This window comes from Mesorhizobium sp. M0018 (assembly GCF_040323955.1).
Classification (GTDB): Bacteria; Pseudomonadota; Alphaproteobacteria; order Rhizobiales; family Rhizobiaceae; genus Mesorhizobium.
The window spans coordinates 26,033-50,779 of the sequence record NZ_JAMYVL010000027.1 but is presented as its reverse complement, the minus strand read 5'-3'; the positions used below and the strand labels follow the sequence as shown (position 1 = coordinate 50,779).

Genomic DNA, 24,747 nt, shown 5'->3' with positions numbered 1-24,747 from the left:
GATGATAACCGAGCTCGATCGTTAAGGTTTGCCGCAGAGTCGCCGGCTATTCAAAGGTACGTGTCCGCTCATGAAAAGCACTGCTCCCCTTTTCCGCGCGCTGCTTGCCGTATCGATGCTTTCGGGCTGCTCCAGCTACCGGCCGACGCCGGCCGCATTCCATGAAGTTCTCGACCAGCCCTATCGCCTCGGCGCCGGCGACCGCGTCCGCGTAACCGTGTTCGAGCAGGAAGGACTGACCAATACCTACAGCGTCGACCAGTCCGGCTATCTCTCGCTGCCGCTCGTCGGCAACGTGCCGGCGCGCGGCCACACCGCCCAACAGCTTGAAAGCGAGATCGCCGAGAAACTGCGCCAGGGTTATTTGCGGGATCCCGATGTTTCGGTAGAAATCGATCGCTACCGGCCGATCTTCGTCATGGGTGAAGTGGGTGCGGCGGGGCAGTATTCCTACGTTCCAGGCCTGACCGTGCAGAAAGCCGTCGCCATCGCCGGCGGGTTCACGCCACGCGCCAACCAGGAAAGCGTCGACATTACCCGCGACATCAACGGCAAGGTGATAACCGGACGCGTGGTGACCTCCGACCCGCTGCTGCCCGGCGATACAGTCTATGTTCGCGAACGCCTGTTTTGATGTGCTGACAAAGTGGCGGACACACTCAGGATCGTCCACTGCTTTCGCTCACCGGTCGGAGGCATCTTCCGGCATGTGCGCGACCTGACCGAGGCTCAGGTCGCCGCCGGCCATGCCGTCGGCATCGTCTGCGATTCAACGACGGGCGGCGATTTCGAGGAACGGCTGTTCGAACAGATGAAAGGCAGCCTGGCGCTCGGCATTCACCGCACCCCGATGCAGCGGCATGTCGGGCCAGGCGATCTCGCCTCGGCCCGGCGCACCTATAGGATCATAAAAGAATTGCGGCCGGACGTGCTGCACGGGCATGGCGCCAAAGGTGGCGCCTATGCCCGTCTGTTCGGCTCATTGTTACGGGTATCCAGGTCTCGCGTAGCCCGCCTTTATTCGCCGCATGGCGGCTCGCTTCACTATGACGAGACCACCGCCATGGGGAAGCTGTTCTTCGCGCTCGAGCGCTTCATGGCTCGCTTCACCGATTGCCTGCTGTTTGTTTCCGATTATGAGCGGCGGACTTATCGCAGGAAGGTCGGCGAGCCGCCCATTCCGAACGCTCTCGTCCACAACGGCCTGCGCGCCGCCGAGTTCGAGCCGGTGCGGACCGAGCACAATGCGGTTGACCTCCTCTATATCGGCATGATGCGCGATCTCAAGGGCCCGGACATCTTCATCGATGCGCTGGGGCTAGCCGCGACACGGCTCGGCCGCCCATTGAAAGCGCTGATGGTCGGCGACGGCGACGACCTGGCGCGCTATCGCGCCCAGGTGAATCAGCTCGGCCTCGAGGTCAGCTTCCTGGCGCCGATGCCGGCCAGGCTCGCCTTCAGGCTGGCCGAACTGGTCGTCGTTCCCTCGCGTGCGGAAGCCATGCCCTATATAGTTCTGGAAGCGCTCGCCGCCGGCAAGCCGATCATCGCGACGGCGGTCGGCGGCATACCGGAAATCTTCGACACCGGCTCACCTGTCCTGATCCGGCCCGACCCGCGCGAACTTGGCGACAAGATAAGCGCCGCATTGGCCGATCTCGACACCTACAAAGGCCTGATGCCCGGCCTCGCCGACCTCAAGGCACGCTTCGGCGCCGATGTAATGGCCGCCGAAATCGAAAAGGCCTATTTCGCCGCGCTCAAAAAATAGAGCAACGGGTTTCCACCGGGCTGCTCCTGGGTGAAAGCGTCTCCAAAGCCATCTGTTGTTTCAAGGGTTTCTTAGCTCTCTTTTGCTATTCACCTGAGGGAAACCTGCGGACGCCCCATGAACGAAATCGACCCAGCGCGCCGTTTTTCGCTAGATGCGGTGCGCAAATTCGACGCCCCTGCCGAGAACAATACGGCCGGCGGCATGAACGATGTTGCCCGCCAGGTCGCCTCGCAATACCGGCGCGATACGATGTCGCCGATCATGGTGAGCGGCGTCCTGCGCATGGTGGAATTCGCGCTGCTGTTGGTCTCAGGTCTTGCCGTCTATTTCTATTATGTCGGCTTTTTCAACTATCTTGCCTGGCAATACTCACTGACGATCGCCGCCACCTCGTTCCTCGCGGTCGTTCTGTTCGACGTCACCGACCGCTACCAGATCGTCGCGCTGATGCGGCCGATCGCCAATTTCGGCCGTCTCCTGCTGGTCTGGGCCGGAACATTCGCCTTGATGGCGCTCACCGCCTTCACCATGAAAATGTCGGAAGATTATTCGCGCCTGCTCTTCGGCACATGGTTCGTCGTCGGTTTCGTGCTGATCCTGGGTCTCCGACTGGTGATGTCGAAGCTGATCCGGCGCTGGGCGCGCGACGGGCGGATGGAGCGCCGCGCCGTCATCGTCGGCGGCGGCAAGGCGGCGGAGGTATTGATCCGCTCGGTCGAAAGGCAGCCCTACAATGACATCCGCATCTGCGGCATTTTCGACGACCGCGGCGACAAGCGGTCGCCGCCGGTTGTCGCCGGTTATCCCAAGCTCGGTACAATTTCCGAACTCATCGAATTTGCCCGCATCGCGCGCATCGACATGCTGATCGTATCGCTGCCGCTGACCGCCGAATCGCGCGTGCTGCAGTTATTGAAGAAGCTGTGGGTGCTGCCGGTCGACATCCGGCTATCGGCGCATTCGAACGCGCTGCAGTTCAGGCCGCGCGCGTATTCCTACATCGGCTCGGTGCCGATGCTCGATATCTTCGACAAGCCGATCAACGACTGGGATTCGGTCGCCAAGCGCGCCTTCGACATTGTCTTTTCGATCATCGGCATCATCGTGTTCTCGCCGGTGATGCTGGCGACCGCAATCGCGATCAAACTCGACAGCAAGGGGCCGGTGCTGTTCCATCAGAAGCGGCACGGCTTCAACAACGAGATCATCGACGTCTACAAGTTCCGTTCGATGTATACCGACAAGGCGGACCCGACGGCCAAACAGACCGTGACCAAGAACGATCCGCGCGTCACCCGCGTCGGCCGCTTCATCCGCAAGACCTCGGTCGACGAACTGCCGCAGTTCTTCAATTCGCTGTTCGGTTCGCTGTCGCTGGTCGGGCCGCGCCCGCACGCCATTGCCGCGCAGTCGCACAACCTCCTCTACAATGAAGTGGTCGACGGCTATTTCGCTCGCCACAAGGTCAAACCCGGTGTGACCGGCTGGGCGCAGATCAATGGCTGGCGCGGCGAGATGGACACCAACGAGAAGATTCGCATGCGGACGGAATACGACCTCTATTATATCGAGAACTGGTCGCTCTTGTTCGACCTCAAAATCCTGTTCCTGACGCCGATCCGACTGCTCAATACGGAAAACGCGTATTGAGCGCGACGGCCTATGAATTGCCGGCGACGGCGGTCAACGCCAAGCTGATTGCATTGGTTGCTTCGGGGGCGGTTTTCCTCGGTGTTTTCCTGTCGGGCTTCGTCATCGATGAACCGGCGCCATACGACCTCTATATGGTCGGGCTGATCGTGGTGTGGCCCTTGTTCGGCCTGCGCATACAACGCGCGGCGGTGCCGCTGCTGGTGCTGCTGGTGATCATGAACATCGGCGGCATGATCTCGATGACGCAGATGTCGGACCTCGCCGGCACGCCGCTCTATCTCGCCGTCTCGCTGTTCCTGGCCTTAACCGCGGTTTTTTTCGCTTCGGTAACGGCGGTCCGGCCCAGTCTCTACCGGGTGATCTTCGTCGCCTATGTGGTGTCGGCGGTGCTGACTTCGCTGGTCGGCATAGCCGGCTATTTCCATGCCTTTCCAGGAGCCGAGATCTTCACCAAATACGACCGTGCCGCCGGCGCCTTCCAGGATCCGAACGTGTTCGGTCCGTTCCTGGTGCTGCCCGGCATCTACCTGCTCTACCTGCTGCTTACCGGCTCGGTCGCACGCATGCCGCTATTGGCGGTGCCGTTGCTGATCATCACCGCCGGCATCTTCTTTTCCTTTTCGCGCGGCGCCTGGGGCATGTTCGCCGTTTCGGCGATCCTTTTGACCGGTGCCTTGTTCCTGCAGAGCGCCAGCGGCAAGTTCAGGCTGCGCGTCGTCGTCATGACCATCGCCGCCGTCGGACTGCTGGTCATCGCAATGATCGTCATCCTGCAACTGCCAGGAGTCGCCGAAATGTTCTCGAACCGCGCACAGCTCGAACAAAGCTACGACACCGCCCGGCTCGGCCGCTTCGCCCGCTATACGATCGGCTTTCAGATGGCACTGGAGCATCCGTTCGGCATCGGCCCGCTCGTCTTCGGCAAGATCTTCGGCGAGGACACGCACGACATCTGGCTGAAGATGCTGATGGATTACGGCTGGCTCGGCTTCGTGTCGTTCCTGACGCTGACGTGCTGGACGATCGCCGCCGGCTTCCGCATTCTGCTGCGCGACCGGCCGTGGCAGCCTTATCTTCTATGCGCCTACGTCGCCTTCATCGGCAATATCGGGCTCGGCACCTTCATCGACATCGACCACTGGCGCCATGTCTACCTGCTGCTCGGCTTGATCTGGGGTGCCATCGCGCTCGAATACCGCCACCAGTGGCAGTTGCGGGCGACGCAGCGACCGGCAATCCCCGTCGCGGTTGCCTCAGGCAGGACAGCAACCGAATTCGGTTGACCGGACCCGGTCTATCACGATACATCGCGACCGGTCCGGAGTGTAGCGCAGCCCGGTAGCGCACTTGACTGGGGGTCAAGGGGTCGTCGGTTCGAATCCGGCCACTCCGACCATTAAAATCCAAAGGCTTAGCCAGTTTTCCCCCAAACTGGCTGTACAGACAATAGCCGCACTGCAGCCAGCGCAACATACGCAGGCGCGTGATCTCATCGAGGAATCGATCACGCATCACTCGTGCGCGAGGCACGGAGGCTGGCGTCTAGCCAGAAGCCCACCGAGAAACCGCGCGGTAATGGCTAGGTAAGCTTTGCTGCGTACGCCAACCTTTATCGTGAGAAAAGGTCCCGCCGCACATGCCAGAACGGCGGGACTCGATCAGGCGCCTTGCATCAGGCAGGGGTGACTCGGGGGTTGGGCATGCCCGGTGCGCGCGGATCGTACTGAACCCTAGGCGCATCAGCTGCAATGCGTCCACCAACCGTCGGTTGGAAAGAACTAATTCAATCCCGACGGCTGGCCTGGCCTGAACAGGCGCGCGCTCAAGGCTCAGTTTCTTCCCGGGGAGGAGCTTTTTGGTCAGGACAATCAGGATAGGGCAATTCTTCACACGGAGAGGGCCTGTCGCCAACGCTGCGATAATGTTCCGCGAGTTTTGCGAAACCGTAGGCGAAGGCGAAAAGAAGCGCGAGGACAACCGCTATTCGGACGGCCATACCGTATTGTAGCAGGATCCTCCCATTGGAGCGCGCGGCGTTTTGGTACGTTTGAATGTTGAGTTCGAAAAAGGTTGGCTCTAGTTGAATTGCCGTCGTCCGCAGTTGCAAGGGCGAGCGGACGCTACGAAGATGCCACGCGCTTTCGCCCTTTTCGGGAGAGATGCAATGTCGCTTCAAGGAGTTGCCTGTCCTGCCGAGCTGACCATGTTGACCAAGGCACTTGATGCCCGATGCCGTGAACTAGGCCTCGCTGATGGAGATCCAGGCAGAGAAGTGCTCGGCCGCAGAGTGATGGATTTATTTGAAAGTGGTCAGCTCAGCGCCGAAGATTTGAGACTGGCTCTGAGCGGCGAGATCTTTAACGCCAAAAATCCTCCGGCGGGAGACAGTGGGCCTTGATACGGCAAGCGGCTATCCGCGCAGCCATTTGAATTACTGGCCCAACGTCTGAATCACTGGCCCAGCGTCGGCTTCCGTGTGCGCAGGAGCGCGTTGTGAACAAATGTGATTTTGCGGTCGGTGCCAGACGGGCTAACTTTACCCATCGAACGAAAGAGGAGAATGATCATGAAGACATTCCTCGCAATAGCCGCGGCACTGACCATGTCCATATCAGCTGCCTCTGCGGATTGCCCCGCGCATTCCAAGGTCCAGGCATCGGTCGACACGCAGACGAAGACAGCAAGCGTCGAGAAGGCCGATATGTCGACTGTCACGGACGCTCAGACGATCAAAAAAGAAGAGCCACAGAAGACCGAGTAGCGGTAATGCTCAGCGGATCCCACGACCCGGATAAATCGCTACTGGCACACATCCACCCACTCGGCGTCGACGAGTTCGGCCAGGCGTTGCGGGCTGAGCCGCACGGCGGCATTCGTCGCGCCTGCCGCCGGGACGACCTCGTCAAAGGCGCGCAGCGAGATGTCGCAGTAGACCGGGAGCGGCGCCGGTAGGCCGAACGGGCACACCCCACCGACGGGATGATCGGTCGCGGCGAGCACCTGGTCGGCGTCCAGCATTCGCGCCTTGCCACCAAACTGGTCCTTGAATTTGCGATTGTCCAGCCTGGATATCCCGCTGGCCACGATCAGCATCGTCTGGTCGCCGGCGCGCAAGCAGATCGTCTTGGCAATCTGCGCCGGCGCTACGCCATGCGCTTCGGCGGCCAGAGCCACCGTCGCCGAGCTTGCCTCCGTGACGATGACGTCAATGTCGGGCGCGTGTGCGGCGAAAAAGGCGCGAACGGATTCGAGGCTCATCTCCGGCAATTTCCGTCTGGCGTCGCCGTGGCGGCCGGCAAGTCCACTACGTGGCCGAAAAAACGAAGCCCGCCAGGGCGACCCATGGCGAGCTCGTGGAATAAAAGCATGACACGTCGCTACGACACGGATCGCCTTTTGGCAGGCAACACGGCTTCGTCAAACAGAGCGCTTTCCGGAAGTTGAAGCGCGGAGGCAATACGCCGACGTTTCGAGGGATCGGCATCCTTGCCGCTTTCAACATCGGCAATCTCATAGGCTGCCAGCCCGCACGCCAGGGACAGCTCTTCGATGCTGTATCCACGGGCTTCCCGGGCGGTTCGGACGGCACTGCGTTCAGGCGTAACCGCGCTCGCCGCCAGTTCGGAGTAAGGTTCGCGTTTTGCTATTTGGGGCATTGGCAACTCCGTGGGATGAAAGAGTTAGATCAAATCATGTTGTTGCCTGAGACGATCGGGAGAATGCCCGCTCGCCGGTGATTTGCCAAGCATCAAAGATAGCGTCACGGCATCGTGAACCGACGCCGGAATGGATGGCGGATGCCGGCGAGCTGACATCTGGCCGGAATCCTCAGCAGACACAGTTCGGAAACGAAATTCTACAGGCCGGAAAAACTGCCGAAAAACTCCAAGGCGATAGTCCCAACCGCAGCGCTCGAGTCACCGACCTGAATCAGTGACGCTCAAATTCCGCCTGCGCAAAAAGGAAATGATGTCATGAAGAAGCCTCTTCTCTCCGCTCTTGGACTTGCAATCGCACTTGCACTCTCGATGCCGATCATCGGCGCAAGCAGCGCGAATGCGACGACGATGCACACCACCGTCAAGAAGCATCACCGCCATCACTACCATCACCGCGTCCACCACTACCGCCACCATCACAAGAAGGTTGTCGCGAAGAAGTACTGAAAACACCCTCGGGCGAACAACCCGCAATCAGGCGTTCTGGTCCTGGATCAAGGGCGGCGCGCTTGCCGGGTTTGCCGTGTCGGCGAAAAATGGCGGCGGTCCGCTGACCACCGCCATTTGCTTTTCTTAACGTGCCGACCTTGAACGCGCTCGCGGCGCGTTTTGCTGTCGGCCGCCGAGGAACAGACTGGCGACGAGCCCGACCAGAACCAGCCCGACAGCGGCCACCGTCGCCGGGTGATCTCGGGCGGTCTTCTCGATCGCCCGGCCTTGCCTTCTGATTGCCGGCAAGGCGTTGCCGAGCCGCTCAGTGATATCCGAATAGTAATCCGACGCGGTATCGCGCCCGTCTTCGTAAAAGGCGCCGCCCTGCTTCAACACGGCTTTCTTCAAGGTGGCCAGTTCCCTGGCCAAGGCCGCGACCTGCTTGTTGAGATCGGTGTCGGAGATGCTCGAAAGCGATGCCATGACGTGCTTCCTTCATCTGCAGAAGGAAGCCTAACGCATGACCCTGAAGACCGTTCCGGTCAACCCGGCGGGCTCTAGCGAACCTGATCTAGCAGGCGCTTGCATTCCAGGAGGTCGAACAGCGCCTCCTGCAGCAACGCGCGATTGTCACGGGAAAGTTTTGACGTGTCCGGCGGAACCGGACCTTCCTCGTCGGTCTTGCCTATACCGAAAAAACGACGGCTGGGTTTCACCCTCGGCTGGCCAACCAGCATTTCGTCGTCCGGGCCGCGCGGCTGCGCCGCTTGCGTCAGCGGTACCGTGTCGGCCTGTCGGCGCTGCGAGATCGCCTCGACCGCCGCCATGTCGCCACTGCCGACGGCGATCAGAAACTGGTTGCCGTTCTCGCGCAACAGCTTCTGCACGCCCTTGATCGTATAGCCCTGGTCGTAGAGCATATGACGAATACCCTTGATCAGTTCGACGTCCTGCGGACGGTAGTAGCGGCGGCCGCCGCCGCGCTTCATCGGCTTGATCTGGTTGAAACGCGTCTCCCAGAAACGCAGCACGTGCTGCGGCAAATCCAGATCCTCCGCGACCTCGCTGATGGTGCGGAAAGCATCAGGGCTCTTGTCCATGGACGAATCCTCACGCTAGAGCATGATCGCGAAAGGCGGGAACCGGGTTCGGGCGACATCACGCTTAACAAAGAGAGCAGCTTTCCGTCCCGGCGGAACGGATCACACCCAATACCGATCCGGCCTACCGAATCGCATCTTATTTCAGCGGTTTATGAAACAATATTCAAGCCCGGCGCAAAAGCAGGGTTCATTTTTCAACCGAAGCCTGGAGCATGATTCTTGGCAAAGGGGGATTGGGCGGCTACTTGCTGCCCTTGGCTTTGCTGTTTTGATGGGAGCGCAGGATACGGTTCTTCAGTACGTTCGACGACTTGAAGGTCATCACCCGGCGCGGCAGGATCGGCACTTCCTCACCGGTCTTGGGATTGCGCCCGATGCGCTCGTTCTTGGAGCGGACGTGGAAGGTCGCGAAGGACGACAGCTTCACCGTCTCGCCGCGAACGATCGCCTCGCAGATCTCATTCAGCACCGCCTCGACAAGCTCGGCCGATTCAGTACGTGACAGCCCAACCTTGCGGTAAACGGCTTCGGCGAGGTCGGCGCGCGTAAGTGTCTTTCCCCCCATACGAACCGTCCCATCAGCTCAAAAACATAAATCGATACAAGCAACGGCAGAACCTAAGTAATTGATCCGTCAAGGTCAAGGACCCCGAACCCGATAGTTCGGCACTTACCAGCGGAGCAGGACGGCACCCCAGGTGAAGCCGCCGCCCATCGCCTCGAGCAGTACCAGGTCACCCTTTTTGATGCGACCGTCGGCGACGGCTGCGGACAGTGCCAGCGGCACGGAAGCCGCCGAGGTATTACCGTGCAAATCGACGGTCACCACCACCTTCCGCTCCTCTATCCCGAGCTTTTTGGCCGAAGCGTCAATAATTCGTTTATTGGCTTGATGCGGCACGAACCAGTCGAGATCGGCGGCGCCGATGCCGGCCTGTGCGAAAGTCGCCTCGATGACGCCGGTGATCATGCCGACCGCATGCTTGAACACTTCGCGGCCTTCCATCCTGAGGTGCCCGACCGTTCCGGTGGTCGACGGCCCACCGTCGACAAAAAGCTTGTCCTTGTGGATGCCGTCGGAGCGCAGGCTGGCCGCCAGAACGCCTCGGTCGGCGATGCCGCCTGCCCCCGTGCCTGCTTCCAGCACCATCGCGCCGGCGCCGTCGCCGAACAAAACGCAGGTCGAGCGGTCGTTCCAGTCGAGAATACGCGAAAATGTTTCCGAGCCGATCACCAGCACCCGTCTGGCCAAGCCGCCGCGGATATAGAGGTCGGCGGTCGTCACTGCATAGACGAAGCCGGAGCAGACCGCCTGCAGGTCGAAGGCAAAACCGTGGTGCATGCCGAGCCGGTTCTGGATCTCGACCGCGGTCGCGGGAAAGGTGTTGTTGGGCGTCGAGGTCGCCAGCACGATCAGGTCGATATCGTCAGCCGTCAGGCCGGCACTGTCGAGGGCCGCGCGCGCTGCCGCCTCGCCCAGCGAGGCCGTCGTCTCGTCGTCGGCCGCAATGTGGCGCTGGCGAATGCCGGTGCGCTGGACGATCCACTCGTCCGACGTCTCGACCATGCCTTCGAAATCGGCATTCTTCATAATGCGGCGGGGCAGCGCGGCGCCCGTGCCGCGCACGACGGATCTGATCAATGCTCTTTCCTATTCCTTTGCGTCGATGACGACGTCGGATTTCCGGATTGTCTGGGCATTCGGATTGCGGGCATGGAACAGGTCGAGATCGGCTTCGATGCGGTCAAGCAGATTGTTGCGCACCATGTCGTAGCCAAGCTCGATCGCCGCCGCGAAGCCATCCGAATCAGCCCCGCCATGGCTCTTCACCACGATGCCGTTCAATCCGAGGAAGACGCCGCCATTGGAGCGGCCGACATCCATCTTCTCGCGCAGGCGATCGAAGGCGGTCTTGGCGAAGATATAGCCGATCCTGGCCATCAGCGTCCGGTTCATCGCCGCGCGCAGATAGCCGGCGATCTGCCTAACGGTGCCTTCCGCCGTCTTCAGCGCGATGTTGCCGGCAAATCCCTCGGTAACGACGACGTCGACACTGCCCTTGCCGATGTCGTCACCCTCGACAAAGCCATGGTAGTTCATCGAGGCCATGTTGGCCTCGCGCAACATACGACCCGCCTCCTTGACCTCTTCCTGACCCTTGATCTCCTCGACGCCGACATTGAGCAGCCCGACGCTCGGCCGTTCGATGCCGAAAACCGAGCGCGCCATGCCGGTGCCCAGAATGGCAAAGTCAACCAGTTGATGCGCATCCGCGCCAATGGTGGCGCCGACGTCCAGCACCACGCTCTCGCCGCGCAATGTCGGCCAGAGCGCCGCGATTGCCGGGCGATCGATGGTCGCCATGGTGCGAAGGCAGAATCTGGACATTGCCATCAGCGCGCCGGTATTGCCGGCCGAGATGCAGGCGTCGGCAGTGCCTGCCTTGACCGCCTCGACGGCCTTCCACATCGATGACTTCCAGCGGCCATGGCGCAGCGCCTGGCTCGGCTTGTCGTCCATCCGCACTGCGATCTCGCAGTGCACGAACTCACTCACTTCCGCCAGCTTGGGGAATTTGGCGAGTTCGGGCCGTACCACTTCTTCGCGCCCATAAATGACGAAGCGTATATCCGGACGGCGGGTGGCGACAGTCATGAGCGCCGGGATGACCACGCTTGGCCCGTGATCGCCGCCCATGGCATCGATGGAAATCCTGATCACGCGGTGTTCATCTCACGGTTGATTGGCCAGCGGGCTTGCCAAGGTGCGGGGCTCGCGAAGGTTCGGCGAAAATAACGGTTTTGGGCTGCCGCACAACCAACTTTTCTCAAATTGGGTCAGCCATCAGGATTTTCCCAACAGTGATCTGAGCTTTTGCTGGAATTCATTCTCCACAGGCTCGGCATCGCCGGCGGCCTCCAGCGATACACCCGGCTTGCGCGGATATGGATCGATCGCCAAGCCAAAGAACTGCTCGGCAAGCGCCCCGACGTCGATCGCATCGCCGGAAAAGGTTTCCGGGCTGTCGGGGCCTTCGGCGTCGAGCAGGATCTCACCGCCGCCGTCGAAACCTTGCCGCCCGAGCTTGGATTGCTCCGGCAGGAACAGCGCTTCGACCGGCTCGTCGATATGCGCCTCGACCGGGTCGAGGGTGACGATGCAGGCCTGCGTTATATCGGCCTCAACATGGCCGCTGACTTTCACCCCGTTGCGTTTCCAAGGCTCGACCAGGAGTTCGGCGCGATAGTTCTCGACCGAAAGCAGCTCGTGCTCGACGGCCAGCAGGGCGCGCTGGCCAGCGTCGGCATCGATCACCACCGGCAGCCCCTTTTGCGGCAGCCGGGCGACATTTGCCAGGAATGACACTGGGCTGTGGGTATCAGGGTATTTCATCTTCGCCTCCACTTCGCCACCTTCATCGGCCTGCCGTCGCTCAAGCGTTGGCCACGGGAAATGACACCGTTCCGGAAACGATCGATTCGGTCGGCTGTTCCGCGAGTTGCCTTGATGCATCGGCGGCATAGAGTGCCAGTTGCGACGCTTGCGGCCAGGCGCCGGCATCCGGCCTGACATTGCGGGCAAGGGCGACGGCGAGTGCATCATGGTCATTTCTTTGCAGCGCATCATCATAGGCGGCGGTACGGCCATAGAACATTTTCGCCAGTTTCCGCATTCGCTTCGGCACGCCGACGTCGCCAATGCCCAATTCACGCAACGAATGTTCGACATCCATGAAGAACTCGTCGATCAGCACCTGCGCAACCTCTGCCGCAGCACCGCCCTCGCCGCGCAACCGGTGCTGGAACAGGAACATGTGCAACGACAGCATCTCGAAGCGGCCGAGCGGCGTGTCCGGTACGTTCCAGGCGGAATAAAACACCGTTTGCCGCGCCGCCGCCACGATTTGTGCGTAAAGCGCCTCGGTGATGGCGCGGTTGGCATGTCGTTCGCGGCCAAAGAGGCGCTGGAACATTTGAGGGTGGTCTCCCGGGACCGTTTGTTGAAGTGGCCTTGTTGCATCGGCAAGCAAGCTGGTTTACCGGTTTTGCGGCCCAGCGCAAGTTGCGGCCAGCTTATGGAGTTGTAGTTGCGCGCGCTGAAATTCAAGTCGACTTTCCTGCCCAAGCCCGGCGGTGCGGTTTCGCTGCTGGTGATCGCTGCGGCACTTTCCGCCTGCAATTCGTCCAAGATGATCGGCGATCTCAATCCGAGCGAGACGCTGACGCAAGGCTACGTCATAGACCAGCAGGCGATCGACCTGGTGCCGGTCGGCTCAAGCCGCGAACAGGTGCTGCTGGCGCTCGGCACTCCCTCGACGAAGGCGACCTTCGATAACGAGGCCTTTTATTACATTTCGCAGACGCGCAAGCGCTATGTCGCCTTCGACAAGCCGCGGCTGGTCGACCAGCATGTGCTGGCGGTCTATTTTGGCGATGACGGGCGCGTCACCCAGATCGCCAATTACGGCTTGAAGGACGGCAAGGTGTTCGACTTCATCTCGCGCACCACGCCGACCGGCGGCAAGGACCAGAACTTCCTCAGCCAGATCATCAGTGGCGCCAGCAAGCTGGCGCCTGGTATTCCCGGCGCCAGCGGCGGCAGCACGCTCGGCGGCAGCTGATCCACCCGAGGGTGTCGGCTTCCTTCCGTTCCTTTCGCTTCCCTGTAAGCGGCATATCTCAGGCAATGAAGAACCCGCGGGAGCGATCCCGCGGGTTTTGTTTTAAGGCCATAGCGGCCGAGCTTAGCCGTGCGCGAGAACGGCCAGCAACAGCAGCGCGACGATGTTGGTGATCTTGATCGCCGGGTTGACCGCTGGGCCGGCAGTATCCTTGTAGGGATCGCCGACCGTGTCGCCGGTCACCGAAGCCTTGTGCGCTTCGGAGCCCTTGATGTGCTTGAGGCCGTCCTTGTCGACGAAACCATCTTCGAACGACTTCTTGGCGTTGTCCCAGGCGCCGCCGCCGGAGGTCATCGAGATGGCGACGAACAGGCCGTTGACGATGACGCCGAGCAGCGAGGCGCCAAGCGCGGCAAAGGCGGATGCCTTCGAACCGGAGATCAGGAGGACGCCGAAATAGACCACCAGCGGCGCCAGCACCGGCAGCAATGACGGAACGATCATCTCCCGGATCGCTGCCTTGGTCAGAAGGTCGACGGCGCGCGCATAGTTCGGCTTCGAGGTGCCGGCCATGATGCCCGGATCCTCGCGGAACTGCTTGCGCACCTCCTGGACGATAGCACCCGCGGCGCGGCCGACGGCGGTCATGGCGATGCCGCCGAACAGATACGGGATCAGGCCACCGAAGATCAGGCCGGCGACGACGTAAGGATTGGAGAGGTCGAAGGAGACGTCGCCCATACCCTGGAAGTAGGGGTATTTGTCGCCATTGGCGGCAAAGAACTTCAGGTCGTTAGAGTAGGCCGCGAACAGCACCAGCGCGCCGAGGCCGGCCGAACCGATGGCGTAGCCCTTGGTTACCGCCTTGGTGGTGTTGCCGACAGCGTCGAGCGCGTCGGTTGACTGGCGCACTTCCTTGGGCAGGCCGGCCATTTCGGCAATGCCGCCGGCATTGTCGGTGACCGGGCCGAAGGCATCGAGCGCGACGATCATGCCGGCGAGGCCAAGCATCGTCGTCACCGCGATCGCCGTGCCGTAGAGGCCGGCGAGCTGGTATGTCGAGATGATGCCGCCGACGATGACGATCGCCGGTAACGCCGTCGCTTCCAGCGAGACCGCGAGGCCCTGGATGACATTGGTGCCGTGACCGGTGACCGAGGCCTGGGCGATGGAGTTCACCGGACGCTTGTTGGTGCCGGTATAATATTCGGTGATCACCACGATGAGTCCGGTCACCGCAAGGCCGACAAGGCCGCAGATGAACAGGTTCGTGCCGGTGATAGTCATGCCGGCGACGGTGCCGATCTCACCCCAGCCGATGCATGCCGAGGTGGCCACGGCAAGGCCGACAATTGACAGCAGGCCGGTGACGATCAGGCCCTTGTAGAGCGCGCCCATGATCGAGCCGCTGGAACCGAGCTTGACGAAGAAAGTGCCGACGATCGAGGTGAGAATGCAGGCGCCGCAGATGGCCAGCGGATAGAGCATGGCCGCGCCGAGAACGTCGGTGCCACCGAAGAAGATGGCGGCGAGGACCATGGTGGCGACCACGGTCACCGCATAGGTCTCGAACAGGTCGGCGGCCATGCCGGCGCAATCGCCGACATTGTCGCCGACGTTGTCGGCAATGGTGGCCGGATTGCGTGGATCGTCCTCGGGAATGCCGGCTTCAACCTTGCCGACAAGATCGCCGCCGACGTCGGCGCCTTTTGTGAAGATGCCGCCGCCGAGACGGGCGAAGATCGAGATCAGCGAGGCGCCGAAGCCGAGCGAAACAAGCGAGTCGATGACGACGCGATCGTTTGGCTGCAGACCCATGAACTGGGTCAGGATCAGGTAGTAGATCGAGACGCCGAGCAGGGCCAGGCCAGCAACCAGCATGCCAGTGATGGCGCCCGACTTGAAGGCGATCTCGAGGCCGGCAGCGAGGCTGTTGGAAGCCGCCTGCGCGGTACGCACATTAGCGCGCACCGAGACGTGCATGCCGATGAAGCCAGCGGCACCCGATAGAACGGCGCCGATCAGGAAGCCGATGGCGGCGGTGATCGAAAGCAGCCACCAGGCAAGCAGCAGGACCACGACGCCGACGATGGCGATGGTGGTGTACTGGCGCGCCAGATAAGCCTGCGCGCCTTCGCGGATGGCCGCGGAAATTTCCTGCATGCGTGCATTGCCCTGATCGGCCGCGAGGACCGAACGTGTCGCCCAGATGGCGTAAAGGACTGAAAGCAGACCGCAGGCGATGACAGCTGAAATTATGGTCATTGCCGAATTTTCCTCGATTGGTGGCCCAAAAGAACCCCTCCCCGGGCCGTTGAGACAGGGGACGAATTTTCCGCAACCGGAATCCGTCCCTTCGCAGCGGCTTATGCGAAACAGGGCTCGGAACGTCAAGATATTGTTCCGTTCCTGTCCGGCTTTCGCCCAAAAGATCCCGGGTTTCGCCCAAAAGGCTGGACGGCAGCGCCTGTCGACACTGCCATCCGGTTAGATCGATTGAAATCGGCGAACAGTGGTCAGGCTTTACGCGGGTCGCCGTCCGGCTGGACGACGAAGACCAGCACCAGCAGCATGGTGATGTAGAATTTGAACGCCGCCTCCTGACCATTCCAAGTCGAAGACTGCCACATGGCGAACCACTCGCCGCCAACGACCATGAAGCCGAAATACCAAACGAGGAAGCCCATTGTGGCGGCAATGATGGCGAACTTCTTGGCATCGTTGAAAGCCTGTCCGGTGGCGTTGCGCGCCTGCCAGAGTTGCCAGGCGGCGATTAGGTAAAGCAGGCAGGTCAGCGCCTCGCCAATGATGATCAGCCAGTAGCCAGCCGTCCACAGCGACGGGTTGGTGATCGAGCGGTACATCAGTGCATTGCCGGGAAAGGTCGTGTCCATGCTCAGCACATGCTGGACAAAGGCGAAGTTTGAGCCGTAATCGGTGATGTTGCCGAAGGCGACGAGGAAGGCGAAAGCCGCCAGACACAAACACATGACGATCTTGGAGAAACGCGCGGTCATGGCAAGAACTCCTGCTGAAAGATCGGGGCATCGCACTCATCAATCGCCGAGTCCCGAAGATCGCGCAACGGGTGGGCCAGTGATCATCGTGCTCACAGCCATTGCGAGACATTATGTCGGCAAGCAAGACATTGCCGAGACTGTCGAAGCCCTCGATCTCGACAGTGATTGCGCGGTGGGCGACTTGGTCTCTGTGGTTAGAGCCGACACACAGCACGATTTCGCCATCATCCGCCGCCGCTGGATCACCGGCGAGACGGGCACAACGCTGGAACTGACGCTCGATCATCCGACGCGGTCGACCGGCCACTGAAAAAAGAGCGAACTTCGCCCCGAGACGCTACTCGGGCTCGCGTCCCGTGCGCCGGGCGGTGTAGCGCTCGACCGCCGACAGCCCGTCATAGATCAGCACGGCAAGGGCGGCGACGATCAGGCCACCCTGCAGGATGAAGGCGAGGTTGTTCGACAGCAGGCCTGCGATGATCACCTCGCCCAGTGTCCTCGCCGCTACCGTCGAGCCGATGGTCGCGGTGGCGAGGCTGATCACCACCGACAGCCGGATACCACCGAGAATGATCGGCGCGCTGAGCGGCAGCTCGACCTTGACCAGTCTTTGCCAGCCGGTCATGCCGGCGCCACGCGCCGCCTCGACTACGTTGGCCGGCAGCGTCGTCAGGCCGGTCAGCGCATTCTCGAAGATCGGCAGCAGTCCGTAGAGAAACAGCGCAATCAGCGTCGGCTTTTCGCCGAAGCCGACGGCCGGCACGGCAAGCGCCAGCACCGCCACCGGCGGAAAGGTCTGGCCGATATTGACCAGGCTGCGCGACAGCGGCAGGAATTCGGCGCCGGCTGGCCTGGTGACCAGAATGGCCAGCGCGACCGCAACGACCGTCGCGGCAACGGTCGCGATCAGCACGGTCCGCAGATGCAGCAGCGTCAACGTCAAAAGGCTGCCCTGATTGTAGATTACCGGCGCGTTGTTCTCTGTCAGCGGCTTCAGCAGCGGTTCGAACCAGCCGGGATTGGTGACGAAGGCAATAAGCACCACCACCAGGGCAAGCCTGAGCAGCAAGGGAAGCCAGGCTTTCATGCCGGCCTCGCCGCTCGCTTAACCAGCCCGTCCACAGTGACGCGGCCAAGTGGCTTGCCGTCGGTATCTTTCACCGGAAGTGCCGGGCGGCCCGACCACAGGAGTTCGGCGAGCGCGTCGCGTTGGCTGGCGTCACCGGGGATCGCCTCGCCTTCGGCCGTGCCTTTTTCCACCGCGTCGCGCACCCGGCCAAGCGACAACAGCCGGAACGGTTTTTCACTGGCGCCAACCAGGGTCTCGACAAACGCGCTGGCCGGCTTCGCCAGTATCTCGGCCGGCGCGGCATATTGCACTACTTTGCCGCCATCCATCACCGCGATCTTGTCGCCCATGTGAACGGCCTCTTCCATGTCATGGGTGACGAGGATGATGGTGGTGCCGAAGCGTTTCTGGATCGCCAGCAGATCCTCCTGCGCCTTGTTGCGGATGATCGGATCGAGCGCGCCGAACGGCTCATCCATCAACAGCACGTTGGGTTCCGCGGCAAGCGCCCGGGCGACGCCGACGCGCTGCTGCTGACCGCCGGAAAGCTCATGCGGATAGCGTGGCCCGTAGGCTTGCGGGTCGAGCTGGTATAGCGTCATCAGCTCGTCGACGCGGGCCTTGATGCGGTTGGCGTCCCAGCCGAGCAATACCGGCACAGTGGCGATGTTCTGCGCCACCGTGCGATGCGGAAACAGCCCGTGGCCCTGGATGGCATAGCCGATGCTGCGGCGCAGCTCATAATCCGGGACCGAGCGGTTGTCGACGCCGTCGAGCTTGATCACGCCCGATGTCGGCTCGACCAGCCGGTTTATCATGCGAAGCAGCGTCGTCTTGCCGGAGCCGGAGGTGCCGACGATGACGGCGATGCTGCGCGGCTCGATTACTATCGACACGTCGTCGACGACTGTCGTCTCGCCGAAGCGCTTGGTGACGCCTTCGATCTCGATCATGCCGTTTCAACCCTGCGCTTGCTGGCGCTCATTTCGATCACTGCATCGAGGATGATGGCAGCGGCGAAGGCCAGCACCACCGTCGGAACAGCACCGAGCAGCACCAGGTCCATCGCCGTCTGGCCGACCCCTTGGAATACGAACACGCCAAAGCCGCCGCCGCCGATCAACGCGGCAATCGTGGCGAGGCCGATATTCTGCACCAGCACGATGCGGATGCCGGTGAGGATCACCGGGAAGGCCAGCGGAAACTCGACGCCGAACAGCCGCTGGCGGTCGGTCATGCCCATGCCGCGCGCTGCGTCGTTGGCGGCACGCGGCACACCGGCAAGGCCGACCACGGTGTTGGCCACTACCGGCAGCAGTGAATAGAGGAACAAAGCGACGAAAGCCGGCGCTGTACCGATGCCGCGAATGCCGAGCGCGGCAGCACCCGGAACATGCGAAGCGACCCAGCCGAGTGGTGCGATCAAGAGGCCGAACAGCGCGATCGAAGGAATGGTCTGGATGATGTTCAGCACGTTGAGCACGCCGGCCCGCAATTTCTCGACGCGATGGCAGAGGATGCCGAGCGGCAGGCCGATAATCACTGCTGCCGCCAGCGAACCCAGCGCCAGCGTCACGTGCTTGGAGCCTTCCGCCCAAAAACTATCGGCGCGATTGAAATATTCCTTGAGGATCGACAGGCTGTTCCAGCTTCCCGAGACGAGCAGCAGCCCGATCGCCGCGGCGGCGACAACAAGCACGCCGATGCGTGCCTGCGGCGACAGGTTCAGCCGCGTAAGCACGTCGGCGAGCAGAAGCGTGAAGGCGAAGATAAGCAGCCAAAAGCCCGAAGCCGGCGAGATACGGGCGAAGGTGTTGCCGGCGGGTGTCAGGAAACTGCCGGCGACGCCGATCAGCAGCGCCAGCGCTGCAAGCGCAACCACACTGGCGGCGAGGCGCAGAGCAAGCGGCGTTTTCAGCAGCGCAATGAGCGCCGCTGCGACGACAATCGCCATCAACAGCGGACCGACCGTCGCAGGCAAAGATTCGAGGATCGAGCGCGCCTCGCCGGGTACGATGCGATTGGCGCGGAAGGTGGCGAATGGCGCCGCAAAAGCCGCATAGGCCGATATCGCCGCGATGACCACGCCGAGCTTGTCGAACCGGATGCGCACGCCCTCCCCCATCGGCCGATCCGGCGCACCTCGAAAGCGGAGCGCCGGAATCGCCTTACTTCAGGAAGCCGTTCTTTTTCAAAAAGTCCTCGGCGACGCCCTTGACCGGCTCGCCGCCAACCTGCACGCGACCATTCAACTCCTGCAACGTGACGAGATCGAGCTTGGCGAACACCGGCTTCAGCAGCGTCTCGATCTCCGGATGCTCCTTCAGCACCGCCTCGCGGATGATCGGCGCCGGCTGGTAGACCGGCTGCACACCCTTGTCGTCCTCAAGCACGACGAGGCCGGAGGGCGCGATGCCGCCGTCGGTGCCATAGACCATGGCGGCGTTGGCGCCGTTGGTCTGGTTGGCTGCGGCTGCAATTGTCGCCGCCGTGTCGCCGCCCGACAGCGTGATCAACTGGTCCGGCTTCAGCGTGAAGCCATAGGTCTTCTGGAAAGCGGGCAGCGCGGCCGCCGAATTGACGAACTCGGCGGAGGCCGCCAGCACCACCTTGCCGCCGCCCGAGACATATTTGCCGAAGTCGGAAAGGGTGACGAGCTTATTGGTATCGGCGACCTCCTTGCGCAGGGCGATTGCCCAAGTATTGTTCGCCGGTGACGGTGACAGCCAGACGATCTTGTTGGCGTCGTAGTCGAGCTTCTTGGCAGTCTCGTAGGCCTTGGCGGCGTCTTTCCACACCGGATCGTCGGCCTTCTCGAAGAAGAAGGCGGCGTTGCCGGTGTATTCCGGATAGATGTCGATCTCGCCGGCTGTAATCGCCTTGCGTACCACAGGTGTGCCGCCGAGTTGGATGCGGTCGGTGGTCTGGATATTGTTGGCGTTCAGCACCAGTTGGATGATATTGCCGAGCACGCCGCCCTCGGTGTCGATCTTCGACGACACCACCACCTGGGCACTCGCCGAGGCCAACGCAACTCCGAGCGCCAGTACAGCGCCGGCCAGAACCTTGATTGAAAACATCTCACAAATCCCTTGCTGTGAACCGGAATACGGCTGCCGCATATGAGCATGGCTTCGATGCCCCGTCGGGGTACACGGTTTCATAAGAAAGGGGATGGGCGCAATAATTTTGTTCGGATGCGAGTGACTCCGCCGTTGCCTCGTCCCGACAGCGTGACGTCAGCTGGCCGCGCGCAAGCCCGTCATCTTCAACACGCCCAGTGCCACGAAGCACAGCACGACGACCGGGAAAATCATCCAGTTCAACATCTCCCAGCCCCAGGCATTGTAGACCGCCCCCGACATCAGCGAGGCGAAGGCGACGGAGCCGAACAGGACGAAATCGTGAAACCCCTGGACCTTGCCTTTTTCGGATGACTGGTAGCTGTCGGCCACCATGGCGGTGGCACCGATGAAGCTGAAGTTCCAGCCAAGGCCGAGCAGGATCAGCGCCGTCCAGAACTGCCACAGTGCCAACCCTGACAGCGCCACTATGGCGCAGCCAATCAGCAGCACCAGGCCGATGGCCACGATCCGCTCAGCGCCGAAGCGATAGATCAGCGACCCCGTGAAGAAGCTCGGCGCGAACATCGCCATGACGTGCCAGGAAATGCCGAGCGTGGCGTCGTCGGTCGAAAGGCCGCAGCCGACCATAGCCAGCGGCGCGCCGGTCATGACGAAGCTCATCAGTGCGTAGCTGCCAATGGCGCAAAACAACGCCGCGACGAAGCGTGGCCTGGTGACGATTTCCGAGAGCGGCCGGGCGTCGCTGTCGGAAATTTCCACCTTCTCGGTTGCCTTGGCTGGGATACGCAACAAAGAGAGAATGGCGGCGCCGACCGCCGCCAGCACCAGGATGGACGCAAACGAGCCGGCAAACTTCACCGGCGAGAACAGATCGCCGGTGAAGATGACGATCTGCGGTCCAAGGATGGCGGTGACGATGCCGCCGGCCAGCACGAAGGAGATGGCGCGCGCCTTGAATTCAGGCGGCGCATTGTCGGCGGCGGCAAAGCGGAACTGCTGGACGAAAGCGCCCCCGATGCCGATCACGGCCAAGCCGAAAGCGAATAGCCAGAAGCTGGCATGAAACAGCGCCAGCGTGGCGACCAGCCCGCCAAGCGCCGTGACCGCTGTGCCGGTCATGAAGCCGTCGCGCTGGCCGAGCCGGCGGATGATCGCCGCGGCCGGCAAGGAACCGAGCGCCACGCCGACATTGAAACCGGTGATCGGCGCGGTTGCCAGCGACTTGTCAGCATCGAGCAGGTACTGCCCCGCCAATCCGCCCATGGAAATGGCGATGGGTGCGGCCGAGCCGATGATCGCCTGCGAGGCTGCGAGGATGAAGGCGGTGCGACGCGCTTCCTTGCCCGCCCCAACGGCGACGATAGCAGTCATGAGGCGTCCTTGCCGCGGCCCTCGCCACGCACCCGGCGCGACACGCGATCAAGCACCGCATTGACCAGTTTCGGCTCGTCTTCCTCGTAAAATGCCTTGGCGATGTCGACATATTCGGAGACGATAACCGCCACCGGCACGTCCTCGCGCTGCATCAGCTCGTAGACGCCGGCGCGCAATATGGCGCGCAATGTGGAATCGAGCCTCGACAGAGGCCAGTCCTCGGTCAGCGCCTGTCGGATGGCTGGATCGATGGTCTTCTGGTGCTCGACAACGCCGGCAAGAATGGCGCGAAACCATTGCGCATCGGCTTCGCGATAGAGCGCGCCATCGACCTCCTTGCCGAGCCTGAACGCCTCGTACTCGGCGGTGATCTCGAAGACGCCGCTGCCGGCGACATCCATCTGGTAGAGCGCCTGCACGGCGGCCAGACGGGCAGCACCGCGCTTGTTGGCGTGGCGCACCGTGGGCTGGCCGGGCGAAGCGGGTTCGCTCACGAGGGCGCTCCCAGCTGTTCCTTTAGAGCGATCATGGTCAGCGCCGCACGCGCCGCAAAGCCGCCCTTGTCGCCTTCCGAACGCCTGGCGCGTGTCCAGGCCTGTTCGTCGTTTTCGGTGGTCAGGATGCCGTTGCCGATGCAGACCGCATCCTGCACGGACAGGTCCATCAGGGCACGGCTGGATTCATTGGCGACGATATCGAAATGATAGGTGTCGCCGCGGACCACCGTGCCGAGGGCGACGAAGCCGTCATAGTTCGTCCCGCCTTCGGAGGCACCGTCGAGCGCGAAGGAAATCACCGCCGGGATTTCGAGCGAGCCCGGAACGGTGACGACATCGTATGTCGCGCCCGCTTCCTCGAGGGCCTTTGTCGCGCCTTCGAGCAACGCGTCGGCAAGGTCGTCGTGAAAGCGCGCCTCGATGACAAGAAGGTGGGCCTTCTTCTTCGGACGGATGAACGCTTTGCCGTGTTGGGATGTGCCTGCCATAGATGTCTCCGGGGATCGCCGGTGACTTAGGCCGAAGCCGGTTTGATCGCAAGCGGAAGATTGCCGAAGGAACTTTCAAGGCCAACTCGGCGGCGGTCGCACCAGGGAATGGGCTTTATGGACGAGCGCCTCAAAGCCCCTCTTTAGCCGCCTCCACCAGTCGCGCCGCATAGCGGGCCATGGTGTCGATCTCGAGATTGACGCGATCGCCGACCTGGCGTTCGCCCCAGGTGGTGACCGTCAGTGAGTGGTGGATCAACAGCACGTCGAAGCGGCTGCCTTCGACCTTGTTGACGGTCAGCGAAGTGCCGTCGAGTGCGACGGAGCCCTTGGGCGCGATGAATTTGGCCAGCTCTCGCGGTGCATCCAGGGTGAAGCGAACGGCGTCGCCTTCCTCCTTGCGCCCTACGATCTCGGCCATGCCGTCTACATGGCCTGAAACGATATGGCCGCCAAGCTCGTCGCCGATCTTCAGCGCCCGCTCCAGGTTGATGCGCGTGCCGGATTTCCAGCCCATCGCGGTCGTCAGCCTGAGTGCTTCTTCCCAGGCCTCGACCTCGAACCAGCGTGCGTTGGCGCCGTCTTCCGGCAATCCCGTCACCGTCAGGCAGACGCCGCCACAGGAAATCGAGGCACCGATGGCAATGGTCTGCGGATCGTAAGCGGTGTCGATACGCAAACCGACGCCTTCCCTGAGCGGCTTCACGGCAGCGACGGTGCCGACATCGGTGACGATTCCAGTGAACATTAGTTTGGCCCCGTGAACATCAGGTCGGTCCTAGATGTCTCTTATCCATTCCGCATATGTATCTTCGCCGAAACGCATGTTGCGCAATTTGCGAAATCCCGGCGGGATATTGTTGGCATCGATCGGCGATACAATGCCGCCCTCGCCGATCGCGTCCGGCCCCTGAAACAGCACGATACGATCGACCAGTTGTTCGTCGAGGAACGCCTTGGCCACCCTCGCGCCGCCCTCGACCAGGACGCTTGCCATGCCGAGCGCCGCCAGATCCTCGAACAGTTCCGGCAGCGCGATATCGCCTTCATAGGTCTCAGTACCGATGAAGCGAACGCCGGCACGTTCGAGCGCGGCGCGCCGGTGCGGATCGGCCTCGGCGCAGGCAGCGACATAGAGCGGCACACGGTCGACGCCGGCGACCAGTTTCGAAGTCTCGGGTAGCCTGATCTGACGGTCGAGTACGATGCGCGCCGGCGAACGGCTCTCCAGTCCCGGAAGCCGAACCGTCAGCGCCGGATCGTCCTCCAGTGCCGTGCCGATGCCGATCAATATGCCATCGGCTTCGGCGCGCATCAGATAGACTTCGCGTCGGGCGATATCGCCGGTGATGGAGAGCTGTCCCTCGCCTTTCACGCCGATCTTGTTGTCGCTCGAAAGCGCAAGTTTCAGGATCACTTCCGGGCGTTTTTTCAGAGATCGAATTAAATAGCCGGCCATCTGCTCCGCAGCCTCGGCCGCCAACACTTTTTCCACCACTTCGACGCCGGCGGCACGCAAGATTGCATAGCCCTTGCCGGAAACACGCGGGTCAGGATCGCTGGCAGCGCCGACCACACGCGCCACGCCGGCACTGACCAGCGCATTGGCGCAAGGCGGCGTGCGGCCGTGATGGGCGCAGGGCTCCAGCGTTACATAGGCGGTGGCGCCGCGCGCCAGTTCGCCGGCCTCTGCCAAAGCCTCGGTCTCGGCATGCGGCCGGCCGCCGACGGCGGTGACGCCGCTGCCGACGATCATCGGCCCGTCGCCGTCATCGCGCACGATCAGCGTGCCGACGGAAGGGTTGGTCGAGGTCCGCCCGGCATTCTTGCGCGACAGCCTGAGGGCTGCCGCCATATAGCGGCGATCGAGGACCTCTTGTTCAGCCGTGCGGCGTCCGGACCCTGCCATG

29 protein-coding genes and 1 tRNA gene are annotated in these 24,747 nt (G+C 62.1%); 10 read left to right on the top strand and 20 right to left on the bottom strand.

The genetic code is table 11. From position 1 onward, the window contains the following. Window positions 1-70 precede the first annotated feature (70 nt). The 7 genes from NKJ81_RS28095 to NKJ81_RS28065 all read left to right on the top strand — a co-directional run bounded on the left by NKJ81_RS28095 (window position 71) and on the right by NKJ81_RS28065 (window position 6,188). The gene (locus tag NKJ81_RS28095) at window positions 71-634 is read left to right on the top strand and encodes a polysaccharide biosynthesis/export family protein (protein WP_023674625.1); all 564 of its coding nucleotides are present in this window, start codon (window positions 71-73) and stop codon (window positions 632-634) included. A 12-nt stretch (window positions 635-646) separates the two neighbouring features. Next, the gene (locus NKJ81_RS28090) at window positions 647-1,771 is read left to right on the top strand and encodes a glycosyltransferase family 4 protein (RefSeq protein ID WP_352471992.1); all 1,125 of its coding nucleotides are present in this window, start codon (window positions 647-649) and stop codon (window positions 1,769-1,771) included. A 117-nt stretch (window positions 1,772-1,888) separates the two neighbouring features. After that, window positions 1,889-3,424: an undecaprenyl-phosphate glucose phosphotransferase gene (locus tag NKJ81_RS28085; RefSeq protein ID WP_352542416.1), complete on the top strand. Its 1,536-nt coding sequence runs from the start codon at window positions 1,889-1,891 to the stop codon at window positions 3,422-3,424. Further along, on the top strand, window positions 3,421-4,710 hold the full coding sequence (locus tag NKJ81_RS28080) for an O-antigen ligase family protein (protein WP_352542415.1): 1,290 nt from the start codon (window positions 3,421-3,423) through the stop codon (window positions 4,708-4,710). The genes NKJ81_RS28085 and NKJ81_RS28080 overlap by 4 nt, the downstream gene beginning before the upstream one ends. A gap of 36 nt (window positions 4,711-4,746) precedes the next feature. Continuing rightward, window positions 4,747-4,823: transfer RNA gene (locus NKJ81_RS28075), tRNA-Pro, on the top strand. 768 nt (window positions 4,824-5,591) lie between these two features. Beyond that, window positions 5,592-5,825 carry a hypothetical protein gene (locus tag NKJ81_RS28070; RefSeq protein ID WP_352542414.1) on the top strand — a complete coding sequence of 78 codons (234 nt, stop codon included), beginning with the start codon at window positions 5,592-5,594 and terminating at the stop codon, window positions 5,823-5,825. A gap of 168 nt (window positions 5,826-5,993) precedes the next feature. Then, window positions 5,994-6,188, top strand: a complete 195-nt coding sequence (locus NKJ81_RS28065) for a hypothetical protein (protein WP_023674517.1) — start codon at window positions 5,994-5,996, stop codon at window positions 6,186-6,188. A 38-nt stretch (window positions 6,189-6,226) separates the two neighbouring features. On the opposite strand, the gene NKJ81_RS28060 is transcribed toward NKJ81_RS28065, so the two are convergent. Together NKJ81_RS28060 and NKJ81_RS28055 are read right to left on the bottom strand one after the other, a co-directional pair. After that, complete coding sequence (locus NKJ81_RS28060) at window positions 6,227-6,685, bottom strand: YbaK/EbsC family protein (protein ID WP_352542413.1); 459 nt, start codon at window positions 6,683-6,685, stop codon at window positions 6,227-6,229. A 119-nt stretch (window positions 6,686-6,804) separates the two neighbouring features. Further along, window positions 6,805-7,083, bottom strand: a complete 279-nt coding sequence (locus NKJ81_RS28055; protein WP_352471998.1) for a helix-turn-helix domain-containing protein — start codon at window positions 7,081-7,083, stop codon at window positions 6,805-6,807. A 318-nt stretch (window positions 7,084-7,401) separates the two neighbouring features. Here NKJ81_RS28055 and NKJ81_RS28050 point away from each other — a divergent pair, with 318 nt between their 5' ends. After that, window positions 7,402-7,593: a hypothetical protein gene (locus tag NKJ81_RS28050; RefSeq protein ID WP_023674514.1), complete on the top strand. Its 192-nt coding sequence runs from the start codon at window positions 7,402-7,404 to the stop codon at window positions 7,591-7,593. A 126-nt stretch (window positions 7,594-7,719) separates the two neighbouring features. Here NKJ81_RS28050 and NKJ81_RS28045 read toward each other — a convergent pair whose 3' ends face one another. From NKJ81_RS28045 to NKJ81_RS28015, 7 genes are all read right to left on the bottom strand, one after another. Then, entirely contained in the window at window positions 7,720-8,061 is a 342-nt protein-coding gene (locus tag NKJ81_RS28045; protein ID WP_352472000.1) for a hypothetical protein, read from the bottom strand. A 74-nt stretch (window positions 8,062-8,135) separates the two neighbouring features. Beyond that, a complete protein-coding gene (locus NKJ81_RS28040) occupies window positions 8,136-8,678 on the bottom strand; it encodes a MerR family transcriptional regulator (protein WP_023674511.1) in 543 nt (180 codons plus the stop codon). A 244-nt stretch (window positions 8,679-8,922) separates the two neighbouring features. Beyond that, window positions 8,923-9,246, bottom strand: a complete 324-nt coding sequence (locus tag NKJ81_RS28035) for an integration host factor subunit alpha (protein ID WP_023717292.1) — start codon at window positions 9,244-9,246, stop codon at window positions 8,923-8,925. A gap of 105 nt (window positions 9,247-9,351) precedes the next feature. Beyond that, window positions 9,352-10,323 carry a beta-ketoacyl-ACP synthase III gene (locus NKJ81_RS28030; protein WP_352542412.1) on the bottom strand — a complete coding sequence of 324 codons (972 nt, stop codon included), beginning with the start codon at window positions 10,321-10,323 and terminating at the stop codon, window positions 9,352-9,354. A gap of 9 nt (window positions 10,324-10,332) precedes the next feature. Beyond that, entirely contained in the window at window positions 10,333-11,403 is a 1,071-nt protein-coding gene (gene plsX, locus NKJ81_RS28025) for a phosphate acyltransferase PlsX (protein WP_352472001.1), read from the bottom strand. 123 nt (window positions 11,404-11,526) lie between these two features. Beyond that, window positions 11,527-12,075, bottom strand: coding sequence for a YceD family protein (locus tag NKJ81_RS28020; protein WP_352501524.1), 549 nt, complete (start codon window positions 12,073-12,075; stop codon window positions 11,527-11,529). 40 nt (window positions 12,076-12,115) lie between these two features. Further along, entirely contained in the window at window positions 12,116-12,655 is a 540-nt protein-coding gene (locus NKJ81_RS28015; protein WP_352501523.1) for a ubiquinol-cytochrome C chaperone family protein, read from the bottom strand. 114 nt (window positions 12,656-12,769) lie between these two features. On the opposite strand from NKJ81_RS28015, the gene NKJ81_RS28010 reads away from it, so the two are divergent. Further along, window positions 12,770-13,303 (top strand): outer membrane protein assembly factor BamE, encoded by a 534-nt coding sequence (locus NKJ81_RS28010; protein WP_352472003.1) that lies wholly within the window; start codon window positions 12,770-12,772, stop codon window positions 13,301-13,303. 123 nt (window positions 13,304-13,426) lie between these two features. Here the strand turns inward: NKJ81_RS28010 and NKJ81_RS28005 are convergent, their stop codons facing one another. Both NKJ81_RS28005 and NKJ81_RS28000 read right to left on the bottom strand, forming a co-directional pair. Further along, window positions 13,427-15,568 (bottom strand): sodium-translocating pyrophosphatase, encoded by a 2,142-nt coding sequence (locus tag NKJ81_RS28005; RefSeq protein ID WP_352501522.1) that lies wholly within the window; start codon window positions 15,566-15,568, stop codon window positions 13,427-13,429. A 251-nt stretch (window positions 15,569-15,819) separates the two neighbouring features. Further along, window positions 15,820-16,320 (bottom strand): DUF2165 family protein, encoded by a 501-nt coding sequence (locus tag NKJ81_RS28000; RefSeq protein WP_352542411.1) that lies wholly within the window; start codon window positions 16,318-16,320, stop codon window positions 15,820-15,822. Between the two features lie 79 nt (window positions 16,321-16,399). On the opposite strand from NKJ81_RS28000, the gene NKJ81_RS27995 reads away from it, so the two are divergent. Next, window positions 16,400-16,633 (top strand): hypothetical protein, encoded by a 234-nt coding sequence (locus tag NKJ81_RS27995; protein WP_352542410.1) that lies wholly within the window; start codon window positions 16,400-16,402, stop codon window positions 16,631-16,633. 27 nt (window positions 16,634-16,660) lie between these two features. Here the strand turns inward: NKJ81_RS27995 and NKJ81_RS27990 are convergent, their stop codons facing one another. The 9 genes from NKJ81_RS27990 to ribD form a co-directional block, all read right to left on the bottom strand. Next, the gene (locus NKJ81_RS27990) at window positions 16,661-17,410 is read right to left on the bottom strand and encodes an ABC transporter permease (RefSeq protein ID WP_352542409.1); all 750 of its coding nucleotides are present in this window, start codon (window positions 17,408-17,410) and stop codon (window positions 16,661-16,663) included. Continuing rightward, window positions 17,407-18,345, bottom strand: a complete 939-nt coding sequence (locus tag NKJ81_RS27985) for an ABC transporter ATP-binding protein (RefSeq protein ID WP_352542408.1) — start codon at window positions 18,343-18,345, stop codon at window positions 17,407-17,409. The genes NKJ81_RS27990 and NKJ81_RS27985 overlap by 4 nt, the downstream gene beginning before the upstream one ends. Then, a complete protein-coding gene (locus NKJ81_RS27980; protein ID WP_352501519.1) occupies window positions 18,342-19,517 on the bottom strand; it encodes an ABC transporter permease in 1,176 nt (391 codons plus the stop codon). The genes NKJ81_RS27985 and NKJ81_RS27980 overlap by 4 nt, the downstream gene beginning before the upstream one ends. A 43-nt stretch (window positions 19,518-19,560) precedes the next feature. Beyond that, entirely contained in the window at window positions 19,561-20,472 is a 912-nt protein-coding gene (osmF, locus tag NKJ81_RS27975; RefSeq protein ID WP_352542407.1) for a glycine betaine ABC transporter substrate-binding protein OsmF, read from the bottom strand. Between the two features lie 159 nt (window positions 20,473-20,631). Then, window positions 20,632-21,849 carry an MFS transporter gene (locus NKJ81_RS27970; RefSeq protein WP_352542406.1) on the bottom strand — a complete coding sequence of 406 codons (1,218 nt, stop codon included), beginning with the start codon at window positions 21,847-21,849 and terminating at the stop codon, window positions 20,632-20,634. Further along, the gene (nusB, locus tag NKJ81_RS27965; protein WP_352542405.1) at window positions 21,846-22,346 is read right to left on the bottom strand and encodes a transcription antitermination factor NusB; all 501 of its coding nucleotides are present in this window, start codon (window positions 22,344-22,346) and stop codon (window positions 21,846-21,848) included. The genes NKJ81_RS27970 and nusB overlap by 4 nt, the downstream gene beginning before the upstream one ends. After that, window positions 22,343-22,837: a 6,7-dimethyl-8-ribityllumazine synthase gene (gene ribH, locus NKJ81_RS27960; RefSeq protein WP_023674495.1), complete on the bottom strand. Its 495-nt coding sequence runs from the start codon at window positions 22,835-22,837 to the stop codon at window positions 22,343-22,345. The genes nusB and ribH overlap by 4 nt, the downstream gene beginning before the upstream one ends. 130 nt (window positions 22,838-22,967) lie before the next feature. After that, window positions 22,968-23,585 (bottom strand): riboflavin synthase, encoded by a 618-nt coding sequence (locus tag NKJ81_RS27955; protein WP_352501515.1) that lies wholly within the window; start codon window positions 23,583-23,585, stop codon window positions 22,968-22,970. 30 nt (window positions 23,586-23,615) lie between these two features. Further along, entirely contained in the window at window positions 23,616-24,746 is a 1,131-nt protein-coding gene (gene ribD / locus NKJ81_RS27950; protein ID WP_352501514.1) for a bifunctional diaminohydroxyphosphoribosylaminopyrimidine deaminase/5-amino-6-(5-phosphoribosylamino)uracil reductase RibD, read from the bottom strand. Window position 24,747 lies beyond the last annotated feature (1 nt).